Raw genomic sequence first — 16,621 nt, forward strand, 5'->3', positions numbered from 1 at the left:
TCGGCGATCATACCCGCACGTGGGGTCGGCGGCGTCTTGTGCGTGCGGGTTTCGGCCGCGATTCGAGCGTTGCTGGGAACCGCGTACAGATTCTTCGTTCCTCGACTCTCCCGGGAAACCTCGTTCAGGATCGACTACTCGGGCGCTAAATTTTCGGACATGTGGACGGTCGAGTCAGTGAACTACCCTACCCTACTCGCTCACGGCTGACGCCGTTCGCTCCTTGAGGGTAGCGCGGGACCTTCGGTCCCGCTGACCATGCGAACGGGCGCTTCGGGCCCGTGACCAGATAGGGCTTCCTGCTTCCACGACGCGCTTTGCAGATACAGGTGTATCCACAGGGAGCGCAGTCTCCACAGGCGTTGATTCGGAGTATCCCACTCCTACATCTTCGAGGCCGCGAGAAAGGATGTTCCATGCCGCGTTCGCGTCCCTGTCCGCTTCAAATCCGCAGGCAGGACAGGAGTGTTCACGGACCCACAACGGCTTCTTTGTCTCGACGCCGCACGACGCGCACTCCTTGGTCGTCCCTCTCGGGTTGACCGCCACGAAGTGCGTCCCCTCGCGCTCGCACTTGTATTCGAGCAACGAGAGGAACGTTCGCCATGCCGCGGACGCGGTGTTGCGGCTGTTCGACGGCGACTCCATCATGCCCTTCACGTTCAGGTCTTCGACCGCCACGAGGTCGTACTCCCGAGCGTAGTACTTCGAGAGTTTGTGCAAGAAGTCGCGGCGTTTTCGTCGGAGGTCGGCGTGACACTCCGCGATTCGACGCCGTTGTTTCTCGTAGTTGTTCGACCCGTGTTCCTTCCGGGAGAGCTTCCGTTGCTCGCGCTCCAGTCGCTCTCGTTCGTCAGAGAGGTCGAGCGACCCGACCGCCGTGCCGTCGGTATCGTGGGCGTACGTGAGAATCCCCACGTCAATCCCAACGCACTTCTCGGGATTCTCAGGCGGCTCAGGAGATTCACGGTCCATTTGGACGCCGAACGTGGCGAACCACTCGCCCGTCGGTTCCTTTTTGAGCGTGACCTGCTTGAATGCGGCATCGTCTGGAATCTCTCGGTGGAGCTGGATCGGTATGTCCGCAAGTTTCGAGAGTGACAGGACAGTCTGACCGCCCTTCTTGTCGAGCTTGAAGCCGGACTGGCTGTACGTGAAACTGCGGAACTCCCGTGGCGGCTTCCACTTGAGTTGACCGACGCCGTAGCCGTTCTCCTTGAGTTTGGAGAGGCCTTTGAGATTGTCGAACAACCGTTCTACGACGGTCTGAAGGACTTTCGAGTACACGTCAGAGAGGTCGTTCCACCACTTCTTGAGGTCGGGTAACTCAGACCGTAGCGTGGTCATTGACGGCAGTTCACCGTGTTCGTCTTGGTACTCGTTGAGGCGGTAGCGTGTGTGGTTGTACAGTTGCCTACAAATATCGCGGTGGCGGTCCAACTCCTCACGGTGGGCGTTGGACGGCTTGAGTCGATACTTGTAGGAGTAGTACATCAGGACTCTCGTTGTTCTTCGACGTATTGTTTCAGAACGTCGAGCGACACCTGCCCCGTCGAAAGGAGGCAGTAGGAACTGTTCCAGAACGAGTCGCCCCACAGTTCGGTCTTCAGTTCGTCCTCGTACTCGTTGCGGATACGACGAGCGGTCGCACCCTTCACGGTGTTGATGAACTTCACGAGGTCTGTGGTCGGCTTCGCTCGGAACTGGACGTGTATATGGTCGTCCTCACCGTCGAGATTGACGAGTTCGACGCCGTAGTTGTCCGCGAACCCTTCGATGATACCTCGAATGAAGTTGGTTCGTTCTTCGGTTAGCACCCCTCGCCGATACTTCGTCGTGAGTATCAGGTGATAGTGGAGCGAGTAGACCGAATGCGAACCTGAGTCGAGGTCGTACTGCATTGGGTTCGGTAGTTAGTACGACACCCTAACGAAAAAAGATAGCGATTACGTGGGCCTGTGGGACGGCTACCGAACACGTTTGAGAGCTGTACGGCGTTGACGAGACGCAAAGCGTCTCGTTCGCACACCAGAAATCACCGATTTCTGGGGACGCTGTGTCCCCTCCCGACTCGCGCCTTCGGAATTCGTTGAGGAAGGGACTTAGCGCCTTGAGTCACTAAACACTTATCCGTGGAGTATCTCGGTAGGCGTGATGAATCGTCGGAGCTACCTGGGAACGGCCGGTGCGGCGACACTCGCCGGTCTCGCCGGCTGTACCGGACTGCTCGGGATGGACGAACACGAGGCGAACCCGGTCGGTGTCGCTGCCGAGACGCGGGCGGACACCGGGTACGAACAGCGTCGTGTCAACGATCTCGTTATCGAAGAGTCGGTCGACATGCTGCTGTGGTCCGAGACGGTCTCGGTGACGAATTACCTCGTCGAACACGAAAAGAGCGTCTCGGTCGGGCCACTGACGGACCAGCGAGCCGCGGTCTTCGTCGCCCTTTCGACCCCAAAAGTATCGGTCCTCGGCCAGCAGCTCAATCCGATCGAGGACATGGAGACGGCCAGACTCGTGACGATGATCGCAGAGAACTACGAGGGGATGGGCACGCCTCGCCATATCGAAGACGAGAAATTGTCCGTCCTCGACCAGCAGGTCGTCACATCCGCGTTCCGGACGACTGCGACGTTCGCCGGCGGGCAGGAGATCGAGGTGAACCTTCACGTCACGGAGGCCATCGACGCCGGCGACGATCTGGTCGTTGGCGTCGGGGTCTACCCGCGCCAACTCGCCGATCGGGAGCGACCAAACGTCGAGTCGCTGATCACGTCGATCGACCCGTCGGTCGACGTGGAGGGCGAGTCCGCCGATGGAACCAATTCGTCAGATGGCGGCGAGAACCAGAACGGACTCGGTCTCTAACCGACTCGACATCTCTTCTCACGCCAATTCTAGTCTCATCCCTTTTCGACACTTGTCCCCTCCTGGCTCAGGACGGCGACGGCCGCCGTTCCTGAACCCGTTTTCGCTCTTCTTTGGGCGTTTCGACGATCGATTCGACGTACTTCGCCAGGACGTCGACCTCGAGGTGGACCGGATCGCCGACTGCCTTCTCCGAGAGCGTCGTGATCTCGTACGTCGTCGGGACGATAGCCACCGTGACCCGGTCGCCGTCGAGGTCGGCGACGGTGAGGCTGATTCCGTCTATCGTGATCGAGCCCTTCTCCACGACGTACCGGGCGTAACCGTCGGGAAGCTCGAACTCGACGTACCAGTCCTCGCCGACCGATTCGACCGCCGAGACGGTCGCGACCGCGTCGACGTGGCCCTGCACGACGTGGCCGTCGAACCGCCCGCTCGCCGGCATCGCGCGTTCGAGATTCACCGCGTCACCGGCTTCGAGATCGCCGAGGTAGGTACGCTCGACCGTCTCGCTCGCGAGGAACACCTCGAACCACGACCCGGTCTCGAAGCGCTCGACGGTCAGACAGACGCCGCTGACGCTGATACTCGCTCCGTGTGCGACGTCTTCGACCACCTCGTCTGCCTCGATTCGCAGGCGAACGCCGTCGTCGGTCGCGTCGCGCGATCGGATCGTCCCCGTCTCTTCGACGATACCGGTGAACATGTCGAGTTCTCGGGCGTCCTGCGGGTTAATTGTTCCGTTCGCGTTATCTATCTCGGATTCGTTACACCCGGTCGCCGATCCGTCGAAGCCGATCGAACGCCCGCTATCTCCGCGACAGCGCCCGACGCCGACACAGACCACCGAACTCCCGTCGTACCCCCTCCTGACCGACGAACCTTTTGGCCCGGCCGTCTAGTGGTCGCTAATGGCAGGCATCGTCGAGACGATTCAGCTCGCCGGCGTCCTCATCTTCGCGATCCCCGCCGCGATCGCCGGCATCGACTTCCTGGTGTTTCGCGGTGAGCCACTGCTCGGTGGCGCGCTCGTCGGGCTGGCGATCGCCCTCGTCGCGATCGAGCAGTACCTGACGACACCCGGCGATCTGCCGGGGGCGGTCGCGTCGCGGGCGGAGGACGCGCTCACCGTCGAACCCGACGAGGAGGAGTAGGCTGCGATCGATCTCACGCCGTCGATAGGTCGCTGCGCTCTGTGAGCGCGACCGGATCGAGCGTGTGACTCGGCCGCGAGAGCCACTCGACGCCGTCCGTTTCCACCGCGAGGAGGTCGGCGAGGACGACCTCGCGGCCGTCGGGGGCCGGCACGCACGCCTCGAGCGCGACGACGGCCCCCGCCGCGACCTCGTGGGCCGGGCGAACCGGCCGTTCGCCGACGGTGAGGCCCACGCCGCCGACGGTTGCGGTCGCCTCTCGCTCGAAGCCGAAGGAGCCAGCTTCGGCGGCGAGTTCGACTTCGACCGCTCGGACGGACGCGGCGTCGGCCGTGAGCATGGTGGCCGCCGACCGGAGGGCGCTCTCGACGGCGACGTGCGCGCGTCGCTCCCAGCCGCCGTCGGTGTCTGGCACGAGCGTCCGCGCGAGATAGCCCCGGTAGCCACCCGGCCCACGGGGCGCCAGCCGGACGACGAGCGCGTCGCCGGGTCGGATGGGCCGATCGGACTCGGTGCTGGTGATCGACGTCGCTCCTGCGGGACGCGCCCCGGCGGCGACGATCGCGGCATCGATTTCGCGGCGCAGCCGAGCGGTCGTGAGCGGTCCGTCCGCGGTCTGGAGTCCGTCGGTGGTCGCTGTCGCGTCGACGAGTACCTCGCCGGCGTGGTGGAGCCCCGCGACGGCGGCTCGCTGGGCGGTTTCGATCCGGGCACGGGCCACGGCTCCCTTTCGTTCGCGAGCCAGGCCGATGGCGTCGGAGGAGGCGAGTTCGAAGCCCGCTCGCTCTATGTACAGCGCCGCGTCGTGTGGAATCGACGCCGGGGCGAGCAGCGTTTCGTCGTCGGGGAGCGTCGTCGACAGCCGCTCGGCGAGCGTCGCAGCCGGCTGGTCGGCGTCCGCCGGTGAGACGACGAGGATGTCGTCGGACACGACGGCGACGGCCCAGGGGGCGGTCGACCGGCCGTCGAGCGCGTTGCCGGCGGTTAGATCGAGCGACATCTCGAAATCGGTGTTGTCCCCATCGAGTGGCGTCTCGAGACCGGCGACGTCTCCATCCAGTGCCGTGTCGAGACCGGCCGTGTTCGTCTCGGTCGCCGTGTAGCCGTCCCGGTTTGCGAGCAGATAGTGAATTCCGGGATCCTGCCGTGGACCGGCGTGGACAAATCCGGCAGCTGCCTCGTCCGCGAGCGCCGATCGGATCGCCGCGAACGCGTCCGTCACGGCGCTTCGGCTTCGAGTTCCTGTGGGCGCTGGGCCTCCTCGACGAGTTCCTCGAGGCTCTGGTCCGTGAGCTCGTTGTTCAGCAGGACGTCGATCGGCAGCGTGGGGGCACCGTCGACCAGATTCTCGAGCAAGACGAGCCGTTCGCGAGCCCGGGACATCCCGACGTAGAAGACGCGCCGTTCGTTGTCGGTGAGGATGGGGACGGGCGAGGTGGTCTTGGTGAACTCTTCGACGCCGGGGATGTCGGTGACGCCGCCCTCGCCGTCGCCGGAGCGATCCTCGATGGTGGCGACCATCTGCTCGACGACCTTCTCGGTGAGGTCGGTGCCGACGAAGACGTGGTCGGCCTCGCGACCCTTCGCGGAGTGGATGGTGCCGACGCGGACGCGGTCGGTGTCCATCCCGCGGTACTCGCCGATGTTGAAGTAGGCCTTGACGGACTTCTTCTGGAAGCTGGTCACCTTCCGGAGCATGTCCGACGCGGACGCTTCGTCGGGCATGAACGGGACGTGCTCGTCGATCACCGAGGCGGGGACGGTGAGTTCCTCCAGATCGTCGACGCCCGCCTCCTCCTGCAGTTCGTCGATGTCGTCGAAGAGGGCGTCGCGCTCGTTGGTGCCGAACGCGGAGTCCTGGAGCATGTCGGCGAGTCGACGCGCCTCCAGCCCGTCGATATCCTCGTCCTCGCTGATGGCCTCGACGGCGCGGACGTACTGGGTCAGGCGGTCGGTCCACATCCGCTGGTCGGTCAGGGCAGTGAAGGGGACGCCCTCGGTGATGAACTCGTCGATGAACTGGAACATCTGGTAGCGCGCCCGGAAGAGCAGCATGATCGTGCCGTCGCCCTCGACGAGGGCGCGCCGGACCATCCGGACGACGTCGAGCATGGACTTGTTCGTCTCCGCCTCGACGATGCCGCCTTCCTTGCGTGGGTTGAGGTCCTTGTCCTGGCGGACGTCGATGTGGCGGATCTCGCGGTTGACGGCGTTCAACACGTTCGATGGCAGGCGGTAGGAGTTCGGGAGGACGACGTCGTCGTCGACCTCCTCGTCCAGGAGGAGCGCGGGATCGGCGCCCTGCCAGGAGTAGACGACCTGGTCGTCGTCGCCGGCGATCAGCACCTGCTCGACGTGGGGTTTCCACTCCTCGTAGACGTCGTACTGCAGGGTGGTGATGTCCTGAAACTCGTCGATGACGAGGTAGTCGACGTTCGGGACGAGCGAGCGCTGTTCGACTCGCTCTAGCATGTCCGCGAAGCCGATCTTGCCCTCCTGGCCCTTGTAGTTGCGCCAGCCACGGATCGCCTCGGGGACGTCGATTCGATCGTCGTCGCTCGGCCACGTCGGGGTGTACTTGTTACCCTCCTGGGCGTTGTCGTCGATCTCCGGCGGCAGGCGGACCTCCTCGTCGTCCCACTGGAAGGGAACGTCGTACCAGTCGGAGACGTCTCGGCTGGTCCGCTGGAGCCACTGGCTCGTCGCGATGATCTTGTTCCCGATGGTCGTCGAGCGGGCGGTCCGGCGGCCGGCGCCGCTGTACTCGTCCTCGTACTCGATGCCGTAGTCCTCACAGAAGCCTTCCTTGTCGGACTCGCCGATGACGTCGCCGCGCGAGAGGTCCAGCAGTTCGTAGGCCTTCGCGTGCATCGTACAGACGTTGCCCTGCAGCGAGCGGGGGTTCTCGTCCAGACGCTCGGCGAGGCGCTCGCGGACCTCCTGGGCGGCAGCACGGGTGTAGGAGACGACGAGAATGTCACGGAACGTGACGTCGTCGGCTTCGAGAATCTCTTCGACGTGGTCGAGCAGCGCGGTCGTTTTCCCGCTGCCCGGCCCACCGAAGAGGCGCGTCACCGTCGTGTCGCTTGCGGTCATTGTCACCGTACAAGGGCGCGTCCCTCATAAGTGACGTGGGTTTCGTTCGAGCTACCGGTGGCTGAATCGTCGGCCGTTTTCGGCTGCGACAGCGATTCTCGGGGTCCGTGATCAGTCGGTCTGGTGGTCGGGAGGATGTCACGTTCCTCGTGTCGACCGCGCTTGCCGGACGTCGGCGCCGTCGCGAACCATGTCGGGGCAGTCAGGACAGACACGCGGCTGGTCCTCCTCGGGCGGCGTGAACACTCTGACGTACGTGTCGGTGACGAACGACCCGCAGTTCTGGCATTCCTCCATACGTACTCGTCTACACGTCTGCAATTCTTGCTATTAGTAATACCGGTCGTTGAAACAGATATTTGCAATTCAATCTGGAACCCGCGTCGGGACCGGGTTCAGGACAGTCGCAGGGGTTAGCGGCTCGGTGTCCACCCACAGACGGTGCAGGACGTGGCGGCTTCGTCGTGAAGGCCGCCACAGTCCGGACATTGCTTCTTCCGCCGGTTCTGATCCCAGCCAACGGGCTCGGTCTCGTGACCGCGGTCCGTCAAGAACTGGTCGAACACGTCGTCGGCACCGGTGGGAGTGGCTCCCATAGGCATGGGTTCACATCACACGATAATAAACCTGGGGGTGTCACGCAACGGTCGCGTCCTGAGTGCTGTATCGTGCGTATTCGGCCGATACAGCTGTGGAGCCACGGACCCGTCAATACCGCTGTTGCGTCACGGACCCGCCAGCTTTTGGCCCACCGCCGCCAACGGCGGGTATGAGCGACCTCTCGCTCGACGCGACGCAGCTCGATCGGTACTCGCGTCACGTCATCATGGACGAGGTGGGGCCAGCCGGGCAGGCGGCGCTGCTCGACGGCTCCGTGCTCGTCGTCGGCGCGGGTGGGCTCGGCTCGCCGGTTATCCAGTACCTCGCGGCGGCGGGCGTCGGCCGGCTAGGAATCGTGGACGACGACGTCGTCGAACGCTCGAACCTCCAGCGCCAGATCGTCCACGCCGACGCCGACGTCGGCCGCTCGAAGGTCGAGAGCGCCGCCGCGTACGTCCGAAACCTGAACCCCGACGTCACCGTCGAAACCTACGAGACGCGACTCGATGCCGACTCGATCGACGAGATCGCCGCGGGCTACGACGTCGTCTGCGACGCCAGCGACAACTTCGCGACACGGTACCTCTGTAACGACTACTGCGTTCTCACGGACACGCCACTCTCCCACGGTGCGATCTACCGCTTCGAGGGACAGGTCATCACGATCGATCCCGGCGGAGACGGACCGTGCTACCGCTGTCTCTTCCCCCAGGCGCCGGAGCCGGGGACCGTCCCCGACTGCGCGACGACCGGCGTGCTGGGTGTCCTGCCCGGGACCGTCGGCTGTCTCCAGGCGACGGAGGTCATCAAGCAACTGACGGGCATCGGCGAGGCGCTGACCGGCCGGCTGCTCATGTACGACGCCGCGGACATGTCGGTCGAGACCGTCCCGGTTCACCGCTCGCCCGACTGTCCCGTTTGCGGCGAGTCCGCCACGATCGACTCGCTCGACGAAGTCACCTACGAGGCGCGGTGTACGATCCCAGCGGAATAAGTACGGTAATGGCGCCACTGCTGTCGTCGAACCCTTCCACCGCTCACCCGACGCGATAGTTCTCGATCGGCTCGAACCGCGCCCTTCCGTCCTGCTCGACGGTGATCCGATAGCCGTTATAGGTGAAGGTAATCTGTACGTCCGCCTCGTCGGCTGGCGGATTCGAGTACAGGTGTTCGAGGATGTGGTCGATGCAGCTGTACAACGGGTTCAACTCCTCTACGGGCACATCTTCGATCTCGGCGAGTGCCGAGACGACCGCGACGTTCGGGTCTGTCTGGTCGGTGTCGAACTCTCTGGTGACGGTTCTCGCCTCGGCTCGATCCCGATCGTCGGTTCCCATCATCGGGTTCGTCCACGGTGGCTAGTCGCATAAGTAGGCGACTGATACGAAACGAAGTTGACAATCAGGGGAGGGACGGTCCGCGCCGTCAGGCGTCCGCGACGGAACTGCGCCATCGGCCCAGCACCGCGCGACTCACGCGTTCGGGGGCGTTCGGAGCGCCGAGAGCGGCCGGGCCACGCTCGCATCCGGGGTGTCACCTGCGTCGAACCGGTCGGGATGGAGGAGGCGGGCGAGTGTCTCAGCGGCGTCGACGAGTCGCGGGCCGGGTCGATTGAGATAGTGGTTGCCGTCTACCGCCCAGACGCGGCCAGCTTCCACGGCCGCGAGCTCGTCCCAGCCCGGGCGGTCGGTGAGGTCTCCGAGGTTCTCGGCGGTCTGTGTGAGATCGTAGCCGCAGGGCGCGACGACGAGGGCGTCGGGGTCAGCCGAACGCAGTTCGTCCCACTCGCGGGGGCGCGAATCCGACCCGGCCTCGGCCAGTTCGTAGCGCCCGCCGGCGATCTCGACCAGTTCCGGGACCCAGTGGGCCGCGACCATGACGGGGTCCGTCCAGTCGAAGACGGCAACGCTCGGCCGAGCGTCGGGTTCGTCAGGTGTGCGTTCGCGGACGGCCTCGAGACGCGCTTCGAGGTCGGCGCGAACCTCCTGGGCGCGGTCAGCCCGCCCCAGCACGCGCCCGAGTCGTTCCAGATCGTCGAACACCCCAGCAACCGTGTGGGAATCGATCGTGACGATCTCCGGCTCCGCATCGATTCGCTCGACTGCGTCCGCGACGAGCACGGTGTCGACCGCGCAGACGTCGCAGACGCCCTGCGTGACGATCACGTCGGGATCGAGCCGCTCGATCGTCTCGGCGTCGACGTCGTAGACGCCGCCCTCCGTCTCGGCGGCTAGCACCTGCCGGTCGATCTCGGCGGTCGATGCCTCGGTGTCGATCGCCGCACTGGTGATGGTGGGCCGATCCGCGACTCGCGGCGGGTAGTCACAGCTGTGCGAGACGCCGACCGGGTCGATCCCGAGAGCGGCGACCAGTTCCGTCGCGGAGGGGAGTGTCGTCACGACGCGCATACGCGGCGATTCGTCGGGTGGGTGGAAAGGCTCACGGGTCGTCGGCCGTCGCTTCGATCTGCGGTGTGATCGCGCCAACGCTCAGACTGGGACCCACGGCACGACCGCCACGGCGGTGCCGACGAGTGCGAGGAAACAACCGAACGCGAGGGAGACGAGCCCGCTCTGCGTTCGCTCGTCGATCAGTTCGCGCTCGGGTCTGTTCGAGAGGACGAACTCGCCGGATTCCGTGGGTTCGTCGATCACGTAGTCCGCCCGGTCCCAACCGGCCGCCGTCTCTCGTACCGCCCCGAGCACGTAGCCGTCGTCGCCCGGTTCGAGCACGCCCTCCGTGTAGCGTCTGCGCTCGCCGACGCTCACCGGTCCCATACTCCGCCGGTCGGGCAATTCGAGGTCGGATTCGGTCTCGACGTAGCGTCGCACGGCAGCCGGCGGTTCGTCGTCGACGCCAACCTCGGTTTCGGTCCCCCTGAGGTCCAGTTCGCCCGCGGAGGAAAGATCGACCGGCACTTCGCCAGTCCCGTCGTCGACGAGCAGCGACTCGGCCCACTCGTCCGTGAAGATCGTGTTCCACGAGCCGTCTTGCTGCTCTTCGACTTCGACGCTGACGGCCAGTGCCTCGGTCGCCGAGATCGGCGCCTCCGTCGCGGTCGCGTCTTCGGCGGGACGAACGGTGCCCTTCACCTCGGCCGGTCCGGGCGTGAGATCCCGGACCGCCGTCGTCTCGGTCTCGGCGATCACCTCGCCCTCGGCGCGCTCACCGTACCCGTGGTACATCGTGATGGCACCGGCGACGACGAAGACCAGCCCGAAAACCGAGAGAACCGCGTTCTCGAACATGCTCGCCTCTCGAAACCGGAACCGGAAGAAACCCGGTGGTGTAAAATCGCTATAGGGTTCTGCTGGCACGTTCGGTTCGGCCGGCGGGCAGAACAGGGGCCGTCCTGTCGCGACACGTGCGTCGAGGTCGATGGGGCGCCCTCGCGTGCGATAGCCGCATCTCGGGGCTGAACCGGCGCTTCCGCTTCGGCGAGCTCGCCGGCGCCTCCATGTTAGCCTTCGTCGGCGACGAGGGAGACGATCGTGGGGATCGCGTCTGCGTCTGCCGCTGCGCCGCGATATTGCAGCGCCGCACGATCGAGTTCGGCCTGCCACTGCTCACTATCGTCCGACCTGACGTTCTCACGGAGGCGGTCGAGCGATGAATCGGCCTGTTCGACGTTCTGGATCGCCTGTCGGAGCAAGTGTGCGCCGAGTGGGTCGGAACCGACCGCGTCGGCCGTCGCCGCGAGGCGGTCGCTGGCGGCTCGCTTCTCGGCGACGAGTTCCGCCGCGTCGTCGAGTAGTTCTGTGTCGACATCCCGAGAACCTCCCCAGCCGGGAACGTCGTCGAACTCGGCGAGCGTTTCGGCGACAGTGGCCCGCTCAGCCTGAATCAACACGACCAGTGCGACCCGACCGACGTCTCTGGCGTGGTCTGGTTGGCCGAGGTGGTCCATTTGGACCCCTCTCCACCGATCGTAGGCCCGGGCGTACACATTGGGTTCGTACTCCCACTGGACCCCGTCGGTCGCCGACTCGATATGTTCGGCGAGTCGCTCGTCACAATCCTCGAGAGCCGCGGTCCGGTCGACCGCATCGTCGGTTGCGAGTCCCTCCCGAAACCACTCGGCGTTGTCCAACTCGAACCGGCCGATTTCGACCGTCTCCCACGTCACGTCGTGACTGAACCGGTCGTCCGCCAGGTAGTCGGCTGCCCGGGAGTGATTCGACGCGGCGGTTGCCCAGCGCGAGTCGGCGTGACCAGCCTGAACGACCGTGCCGGTGAGCGACTCGCCGGCGTACCGCGGGTCGACGGCGTCGAGGTCGTCACTGAGCGTCTCGTGGGCCGCCTCCAGTTCGTCGCTCGGTGGTTGGTCTTCGGTTTCGACGGGGTACCCGCGGGCCATCGCACTCGATGAAACCGCGAGCGTGTACTGTGTGAGGGCCTCGTGGCGAGCAGCTCCGTCGTCGACCTCGTCGGGAGCCTGTCCTGTGAGGTCCTCCGTCGCGTGTTCGAGGCGGTTCGAGCCTACTTCCGACTCCGGGAATTCGCGCTCGGTCGTTTCGACGTGCTCGCGGGCCCACGAGTAGGCGGCGTCGAGGTGGGCGTCGGTGACGGTCACGGGATTTGGCACGGTCGGGACGGTGACGTCGAGCGTCGTCTCGATCGCGTCGAGGTCGTCCCGCCGTCGGAGCCACCGACGCTGCCAGTAGGCGACGCCGGCCCCGCCGAGACCGACGCCACCCGCTACTTTGAGGACGGTCCGCCTGCTGGGGCGCATACGTTAGTGGCGTATCACGACGACAGTAATTCTTGTCACTGGGCGCGATTTCACATATCGAGTATCGCCAGCCCACCCAACCCGACAGCCATCGTGATCACTCGTCTTCGTCGGGCATCGAGACCAGGTTCTCTCGGCCCAGTTGTAGCTTTTCGATGACTCCTTCGTCCGCCAGCTCCCCGACGACGCGCGACGTCTTCGAGGCGGACCAGTCACACTCCTCGGCGATCACCGCCTGTCGAATTCGGCCGCCATTGGCTTCGAGGAGGTCGAGGACGCGCTCTTCGTCCGTCAGCACCGGCTCGCGCTCCTCGACGTCACGCTCCTCACCAGCTGCGGGTGGTGACTCGCTCCGTTCAGCGGCTTCCTCGGCTGGAACGGGCGTCTCGTCGGAATCACTCGTGAGACGCCGGTAACTCACGATGCCACCAAGCCCGAGTACGACCACGAGGAGCCCACTGACGGCGATTCGAACGATCGTCCCGGCGATCGCGCCACCCTCGTCGGTCTGCCCGGTGTTCGCGATCGCCACGGTCGGATTGCCATCGGCGAAGTCCTGTCTGCCGGTCCACGTCACCATCCCACTTTCTCGACGATCCGGAGCCGGATCGGTGTGGGCCACCTCGTAACCGTCGGGGGTGACTACCTGCAGCGTATCGCCGTCGGCGATGAAGAATCCACCCTGGAAGACGTCGCCGACGGTCACCTGACCGTTCTCGCTGGCGGCGAAATTCGTCCACGTGAACTCGTAGGTGACGACTCCCCAGCGCCGGGGTACCTCCTGGATACTCGTCGACGCGGTGAACGCCGTCGCCTGCATCCGGCGATCGGTCGCGTTTGCCGCGTTCGCGACGACGCCGCGCATCCGTGTGCGATACGGGTCGAGATATTGCGCTGTATCGTTCCTGAACCGGTCCTGAAACGCGGCGTACTCGGCTACGCGCTGGTCGGTGTCGAGGCGGGTCCGAATCTGGACCGTCCAGTGTGCGGACCCGTTCTCGGTTACCTCGATCCGCGTGACCGTGTTGTCGGTCTCGGGCTGGGATTGCTGGGCGACCGCAGCACCGGTGACGATCGGTGACAGTAGTCCACCGGCCAGGAGGCCGATGATGGCGACTGCAACGACCGCCCGTCTACCGGCGTCCGATGAGCCAGCCATTAGATACCCCACATTCCTACAGAAATCGTATAAGTCGTCTGTTTTCTCGATCCACCGTACGGGCCGAACGACACGGGGACTGTTGGTAGTGGTGTGAACGGGCCGCAACTGTCGGCGACCGAGCCCGTGGCCCGTTCCCGAATCCGACGATCGGAGGGGTGTGCTGCCTCTGAATGCGGTGTTTTACCGGCTGAAACGCCGGAAATTGGTCACCGCGACGCCGGACCGGAGATCCGTCGTCTTCGTGGGTCTCACTCGGGAAACCCACGGCGGTATCTGCGCGATCGTGGACCTCTCGGCTGATCTGTCGCGTCAGTCGTCGGTCTCCTCCTCGTCATCGTCGTCCGCTTCTTCGTCGTCATCATCGTCCTCGCTCTCTTCGTCGTCTTCGTCATCTGCGTCGTCGTCCTCGTCCTGCTCATCATCAGCATCGTCGCCTTCGCTCTCCTCGTCGTCATCGTCCGCTTCTTCGCCGTCTGCGTCATCCTCGTTCTCTTCGTCGTCCTCGTCAGCTGCCACGTCGTCACGCTCGTACTCGAATTCCTCTTCGACGAGGTACAGTGAGCCGTCGTCGATCACGTATTCGAGTTCACCCTCGAAGTCACTCCCCTCGATCTCGAGTTCGAGTTCCTCGTCTTCGTCAGTCTCGAAGGTGACCGTCCCGTTCGCGTCGGTCGTGGCTCCCTCCTCGTCGTCTGCGTGCACGCTGACGTTCTGGAGGGGCTCGCCGGCGTCGGTGACGACGACGGTGACCGTCCCGTTGTCGTACGTCGCGTGTGCGTCGACGTTCGTCACACCACTCGTGTCGCTGGCCATCGTCTGGGTACTGCCGCCAGTACCGGTGGCGGCGACGCCACCGATCGCGAGCAGTACCACGAACCCAACCGCGAGCAGTTTTGTGGAATCCATTGCACTCTCGTCTCGAAACGGGGCGACAATAAACCGGTCCGACGTTCGTACCGAGTTGCATCGTCGACACGACGGGATCCGTGCGGAGTCGCTGCAAACGTCTGCAACTGTCTCCAACTGCACCTCCATGTTCGATGCGAAGCGTCGGCACGCGGTGAGGGATCGGTGATGGTAGGTGCCCGATCGAATGGGCCGTTCGACCTGTGCAAGTGAGTGCAACCGTCCGCAAACGACGCCGACGGTCTCGTCCGTTTAAGGGCTCCCGGGACGTCCTCATCGATACTGATGAACGGAACCGCGCTCGTCTCTGTCGTTTTCGCGACCCTTCTCGTGGTCGGGATCGCCGTCCCGGCGGTGGCGCTCTCGACCGATGCTGGCGAGCCCTCGTCGAGTTCGCTGGACGGCACGACCGTCGCACCAGCCCAGTCCGCGCCGAACAGTTCGAGCGTGAACGTCACGACCGGGCCGCAGCTCTCGACGGTCATCGAGGTTTCTGCCGACGACGTACAGTCCGACGTCGAGGACACGGCCTTCGAGATCTCGTTCGAGGACGCGGACGAAGCGACGCGGGCCGACGCGCTCGCCGACCGGGCGGCGGCCCTCCGTGATCGGGCCGAGGCTATCGACGAAGACTACGCGGACGCGACCGCCGCCTACGAGGACGGCGACCTCGGAAAGGCTGCGTACACTCAGCGGCTCGCGACCCTGAACGCCCGCGCGTCCAACGTCCTCGACAGTCACAGGCAGTTCCGACAGCGGGTCGCGACGGTCTCTCCGTCCGCGCTCAGCGCCGCCGAGGTCGATCGGTCCGCGCTCAACCAGTCGATCGAGGCCCTGAACACGGTCACCGGCACCGGCGCCACGGCGCTCCTGGCACAGTTCACCGCCGAGTCGACCGGTGAGATCGAACTCGAAACGGACAACGGACTCTCGATCGAGGTCGAGAGCGAGGACGGCGAGCGCTCTCGCGAGTTCGAGCGCCCGCGCGACGACAACGACGACCGAACGGTGGCCCAGTCAGCAGCCCTCGAAACGGCCCGCGACGCACTGTCGCCAGTCGAGGATGGGAACTGGACCCTCACCAGTTCGGAGATCGACGACGGCAGCGCCTACGAGTTCGAGTTCGAACTCCTGGACGCCGCCACCCTGACTGGTGACGCCGAAATCGCCGTCGACGGGTCGACTGGGGACGTGTTCTCCCTCGAGGAAGAGATCGAACCCCGTGACGACGAAGCCGACGATGACGAGGACGCAGACGATGAAGACGACGACGCGGATGACGAGGACGAAAACGACGAGGACGAGAACGACGCAGAGGACGATGAGGACGACGCAGATGAGGAAGACGACGATGCGGACGATGACGGCGACGCGGACGACGAAGACGACGACTGACGCAGCCGAGAAGGAGTGATTCTGAAGCGGCTGATGAGGCCGAACAGGCCACTCGATCGCTATGGGGTGCTGGTGGACGATTAATACGTGGTGACCCGTACGGAGCCCAGAGAGAGAATTCCGCATGTCCGAGCCAGAAACCGTCGACGGCTACATCGCCGACGCGGACGAAGCCGCCCGCCCGACGCTCAGAGAACTCCGCGAGCTCGTCACTTCGACCGTGCCGGAAGCGGAGGAGGGAATCAGCTACAACGTCCCGTTCTACCGCTTCCACGGCACCCACGTCGGCATCACCGCGTTCACGAATCACGCGACCTTCGGGATCGGCGCGGACGCACTCGGGAGCGACGACCGCGACCGGCTCGAAGCGATGGGGTACGACACCGGCAAGGAGACCATCCAGATCGGGTACGAGCAGGACGTGCCGACCGCGGAGCTGACGGAGCTGCTGGCGGCGAAAGCCGAGGCGGCCAGAAACGCGGAGTGAGCCGGACCGGCAGTCGGTGCCGTTGGGTCACTGTGCGCCGTGACTCCCTCGGGATGGCGTCTCTGTGCGCATCGCGTCGCGACGCTCGCAGGCGGCGACGAACTGTGGAGCCGGTGTCGGAACTGATTTGCTGACCACAGCTGCTGGATTCAGCGGCGGGACATCGTTCGGCGGCCCACCCCCGATAACCACCCGCTCGGCCGGTGTGGTGGCTCACT

Annotated in this window: 18 protein-coding genes; 5 read left to right on the forward strand and 13 right to left on the reverse strand. The window is 64.9% G+C overall.

Features of this window, described 5'->3' with window-relative positions; genetic code table 11:
* Positions 1-192: 192 nt before the first annotated feature.
* Both HALRU_RS01275 and tnpA read right to left on the reverse strand, forming a co-directional pair.
* Positions 193-1,494 carry an RNA-guided endonuclease InsQ/TnpB family protein gene (locus HALRU_RS01275; protein ID WP_015299609.1) on the reverse strand — a complete coding sequence of 434 codons (1,302 nt, stop codon included), beginning with the start codon at positions 1,492-1,494 and terminating at the stop codon, positions 193-195.
* Positions 1,494-1,901, reverse strand: coding sequence for an IS200/IS605-like element ISHru2 family transposase (gene tnpA / locus HALRU_RS01280; protein WP_015299610.1), 408 nt, complete (start codon positions 1,899-1,901; stop codon positions 1,494-1,496). Before tnpA ends, HALRU_RS01275 begins: the two co-directional genes overlap by 1 nt.
* Before the next feature lie 253 nt (positions 1,902-2,154).
* Here tnpA and HALRU_RS01285 point away from each other — a divergent pair, with 253 nt between their 5' ends.
* On the forward strand, positions 2,155-2,871 hold the full coding sequence (locus HALRU_RS01285; RefSeq protein WP_015299611.1) for a DUF6517 family protein: 717 nt from the start codon (positions 2,155-2,157) through the stop codon (positions 2,869-2,871).
* Between the two features lie 67 nt (positions 2,872-2,938).
* Here HALRU_RS01285 and HALRU_RS01290 read toward each other — a convergent pair whose 3' ends face one another.
* Positions 2,939-3,577 (reverse strand): riboflavin synthase, encoded by a 639-nt coding sequence (locus tag HALRU_RS01290; RefSeq protein WP_015299612.1) that lies wholly within the window; start codon positions 3,575-3,577, stop codon positions 2,939-2,941.
* A gap of 205 nt (positions 3,578-3,782) precedes the next feature.
* On the opposite strand from HALRU_RS01290, the gene HALRU_RS01295 reads away from it, so the two are divergent.
* On the forward strand, positions 3,783-4,025 hold the full coding sequence (locus HALRU_RS01295; RefSeq protein ID WP_015299613.1) for a DUF7533 family protein: 243 nt from the start codon (positions 3,783-3,785) through the stop codon (positions 4,023-4,025).
* A gap of 13 nt (positions 4,026-4,038) precedes the next feature.
* Here the strand turns inward: HALRU_RS01295 and HALRU_RS01300 are convergent, their stop codons facing one another.
* The 4 genes from HALRU_RS01300 to HALRU_RS01310 form a co-directional block, all read right to left on the reverse strand.
* Positions 4,039-5,247 carry a M24 family metallopeptidase gene (locus HALRU_RS01300; RefSeq protein ID WP_015299614.1) on the reverse strand — a complete coding sequence of 403 codons (1,209 nt, stop codon included), beginning with the start codon at positions 5,245-5,247 and terminating at the stop codon, positions 4,039-4,041.
* Positions 5,244-7,121, reverse strand: coding sequence for a UvrD-helicase domain-containing protein (locus tag HALRU_RS01305; protein WP_015299615.1), 1,878 nt, complete (start codon positions 7,119-7,121; stop codon positions 5,244-5,246). The genes HALRU_RS01300 and HALRU_RS01305 overlap by 4 nt, the downstream gene beginning before the upstream one ends.
* A gap of 138 nt (positions 7,122-7,259) precedes the next feature.
* On the reverse strand, positions 7,260-7,418 hold the full coding sequence (locus HALRU_RS15545) for a DUF7563 family protein (protein WP_015299616.1): 159 nt from the start codon (positions 7,416-7,418) through the stop codon (positions 7,260-7,262).
* A gap of 116 nt (positions 7,419-7,534) precedes the next feature.
* On the reverse strand, positions 7,535-7,717 hold the full coding sequence (locus HALRU_RS01310; protein ID WP_148680385.1) for an HVO_0416 family zinc finger protein: 183 nt from the start codon (positions 7,715-7,717) through the stop codon (positions 7,535-7,537).
* Positions 7,718-7,890: 173 nt separating this feature from the next.
* On the opposite strand from HALRU_RS01310, the gene ubaA reads away from it, so the two are divergent.
* On the forward strand, positions 7,891-8,715 hold the full coding sequence (gene ubaA, locus HALRU_RS01315) for an SAMP-activating enzyme E1 (RefSeq protein WP_015299618.1): 825 nt from the start codon (positions 7,891-7,893) through the stop codon (positions 8,713-8,715).
* A 43-nt stretch (positions 8,716-8,758) separates the two neighbouring features.
* On the opposite strand, the gene HALRU_RS01320 is transcribed toward ubaA, so the two are convergent.
* The 6 genes from HALRU_RS01320 to HALRU_RS01345 form a co-directional block, all read right to left on the reverse strand.
* Positions 8,759-9,061 (reverse strand): HalOD1 output domain-containing protein, encoded by a 303-nt coding sequence (locus tag HALRU_RS01320; protein ID WP_015299619.1) that lies wholly within the window; start codon positions 9,059-9,061, stop codon positions 8,759-8,761.
* Between the two features lie 132 nt (positions 9,062-9,193).
* Positions 9,194-10,129, reverse strand: a complete 936-nt coding sequence (locus HALRU_RS01325; RefSeq protein WP_015299620.1) for a cobalamin-binding protein — start codon at positions 10,127-10,129, stop codon at positions 9,194-9,196.
* A gap of 81 nt (positions 10,130-10,210) precedes the next feature.
* Complete coding sequence (locus HALRU_RS01330; protein WP_015299621.1) at positions 10,211-10,969, reverse strand: GIDE domain-containing protein; 759 nt, start codon at positions 10,967-10,969, stop codon at positions 10,211-10,213.
* A gap of 212 nt (positions 10,970-11,181) precedes the next feature.
* On the reverse strand, positions 11,182-12,453 hold the full coding sequence (locus tag HALRU_RS01335; protein WP_015299622.1) for a hypothetical protein: 1,272 nt from the start codon (positions 12,451-12,453) through the stop codon (positions 11,182-11,184).
* Positions 12,454-12,550: 97 nt separating this feature from the next.
* Positions 12,551-13,612: a helix-turn-helix transcriptional regulator gene (locus HALRU_RS01340; RefSeq protein WP_015299623.1), complete on the reverse strand. Its 1,062-nt coding sequence runs from the start codon at positions 13,610-13,612 to the stop codon at positions 12,551-12,553.
* Between the two features lie 312 nt (positions 13,613-13,924).
* On the reverse strand, positions 13,925-14,521 hold the full coding sequence (locus HALRU_RS01345) for a hypothetical protein (RefSeq protein ID WP_015299624.1): 597 nt from the start codon (positions 14,519-14,521) through the stop codon (positions 13,925-13,927).
* Between the two features lie 285 nt (positions 14,522-14,806).
* Here HALRU_RS01345 and HALRU_RS01350 point away from each other — a divergent pair, with 285 nt between their 5' ends.
* Both HALRU_RS01350 and HALRU_RS01355 read left to right on the forward strand, forming a co-directional pair.
* On the forward strand, positions 14,807-15,916 hold the full coding sequence (locus HALRU_RS01350) for a hypothetical protein (protein WP_015299625.1): 1,110 nt from the start codon (positions 14,807-14,809) through the stop codon (positions 15,914-15,916).
* 124 nt (positions 15,917-16,040) lie between these two features.
* On the forward strand, positions 16,041-16,403 hold the full coding sequence (locus HALRU_RS01355) for an iron chaperone (RefSeq protein WP_015299626.1): 363 nt from the start codon (positions 16,041-16,043) through the stop codon (positions 16,401-16,403).
* Positions 16,404-16,621: the final 218 nt, after the last annotated feature.

It is taken from the genome of Halovivax ruber XH-70, from assembly GCF_000328525.1.
In the GTDB taxonomy this organism is placed as follows: Archaea; Halobacteriota; Halobacteria; order Halobacteriales; family Natrialbaceae; genus Halovivax; species Halovivax ruber.

Coding starts and splice junctions, on each gene's coding strand:
- HALRU_RS01305 (WP_015299615.1), bottom strand. CDS start 7,121: ATGACCGCAAGCGACACGACGGTGACGCGCCTCTTCGGTGGGCCGGGC.
- tnpA (WP_015299610.1), bottom strand. CDS start 1,901: ATGCAGTACGACCTCGACTCAGGTTCGCATTCGGTCTACTCGCTCCAC.
- HALRU_RS01285 (WP_015299611.1), top strand. CDS start 2,155: ATGAATCGTCGGAGCTACCTGGGAACGGCCGGTGCGGCGACACTCGCC.
- HALRU_RS01345 (WP_015299624.1), bottom strand. CDS start 14,521: ATGGATTCCACAAAACTGCTCGCGGTTGGGTTCGTGGTACTGCTCGCG.
- HALRU_RS01325 (WP_015299620.1), bottom strand. CDS start 10,129: ATGCGCGTCGTGACGACACTCCCCTCCGCGACGGAACTGGTCGCCGCT.
- HALRU_RS01275 (WP_015299609.1), bottom strand. CDS start 1,494: ATGTACTACTCCTACAAGTATCGACTCAAGCCGTCCAACGCCCACCGT.
- HALRU_RS01310 (WP_148680385.1), bottom strand. CDS start 7,717: ATGGGAGCCACTCCCACCGGTGCCGACGACGTGTTCGACCAGTTCTTG.
- HALRU_RS15545 (WP_015299616.1), bottom strand. CDS start 7,418: ATGGAGGAATGCCAGAACTGCGGGTCGTTCGTCACCGACACGTACGTC.
- HALRU_RS01320 (WP_015299619.1), bottom strand. CDS start 9,061: ATGATGGGAACCGACGATCGGGATCGAGCCGAGGCGAGAACCGTCACC.
- ubaA (WP_015299618.1), top strand. CDS start 7,891: ATGAGCGACCTCTCGCTCGACGCGACGCAGCTCGATCGGTACTCGCGT.
- HALRU_RS01290 (WP_015299612.1), bottom strand. CDS start 3,577: ATGTTCACCGGTATCGTCGAAGAGACGGGGACGATCCGATCGCGCGAC.
- HALRU_RS01340 (WP_015299623.1), bottom strand. CDS start 13,612: ATGGCTGGCTCATCGGACGCCGGTAGACGGGCGGTCGTTGCAGTCGCC.
- HALRU_RS01335 (WP_015299622.1), bottom strand. CDS start 12,453: ATGCGCCCCAGCAGGCGGACCGTCCTCAAAGTAGCGGGTGGCGTCGGT.
- HALRU_RS01350 (WP_015299625.1), top strand. CDS start 14,807: ATGAACGGAACCGCGCTCGTCTCTGTCGTTTTCGCGACCCTTCTCGTG.
- HALRU_RS01330 (WP_015299621.1), bottom strand. CDS start 10,969: ATGTTCGAGAACGCGGTTCTCTCGGTTTTCGGGCTGGTCTTCGTCGTC.
- HALRU_RS01295 (WP_015299613.1), top strand. CDS start 3,783: ATGGCAGGCATCGTCGAGACGATTCAGCTCGCCGGCGTCCTCATCTTC.
- HALRU_RS01355 (WP_015299626.1), top strand. CDS start 16,041: ATGTCCGAGCCAGAAACCGTCGACGGCTACATCGCCGACGCGGACGAA.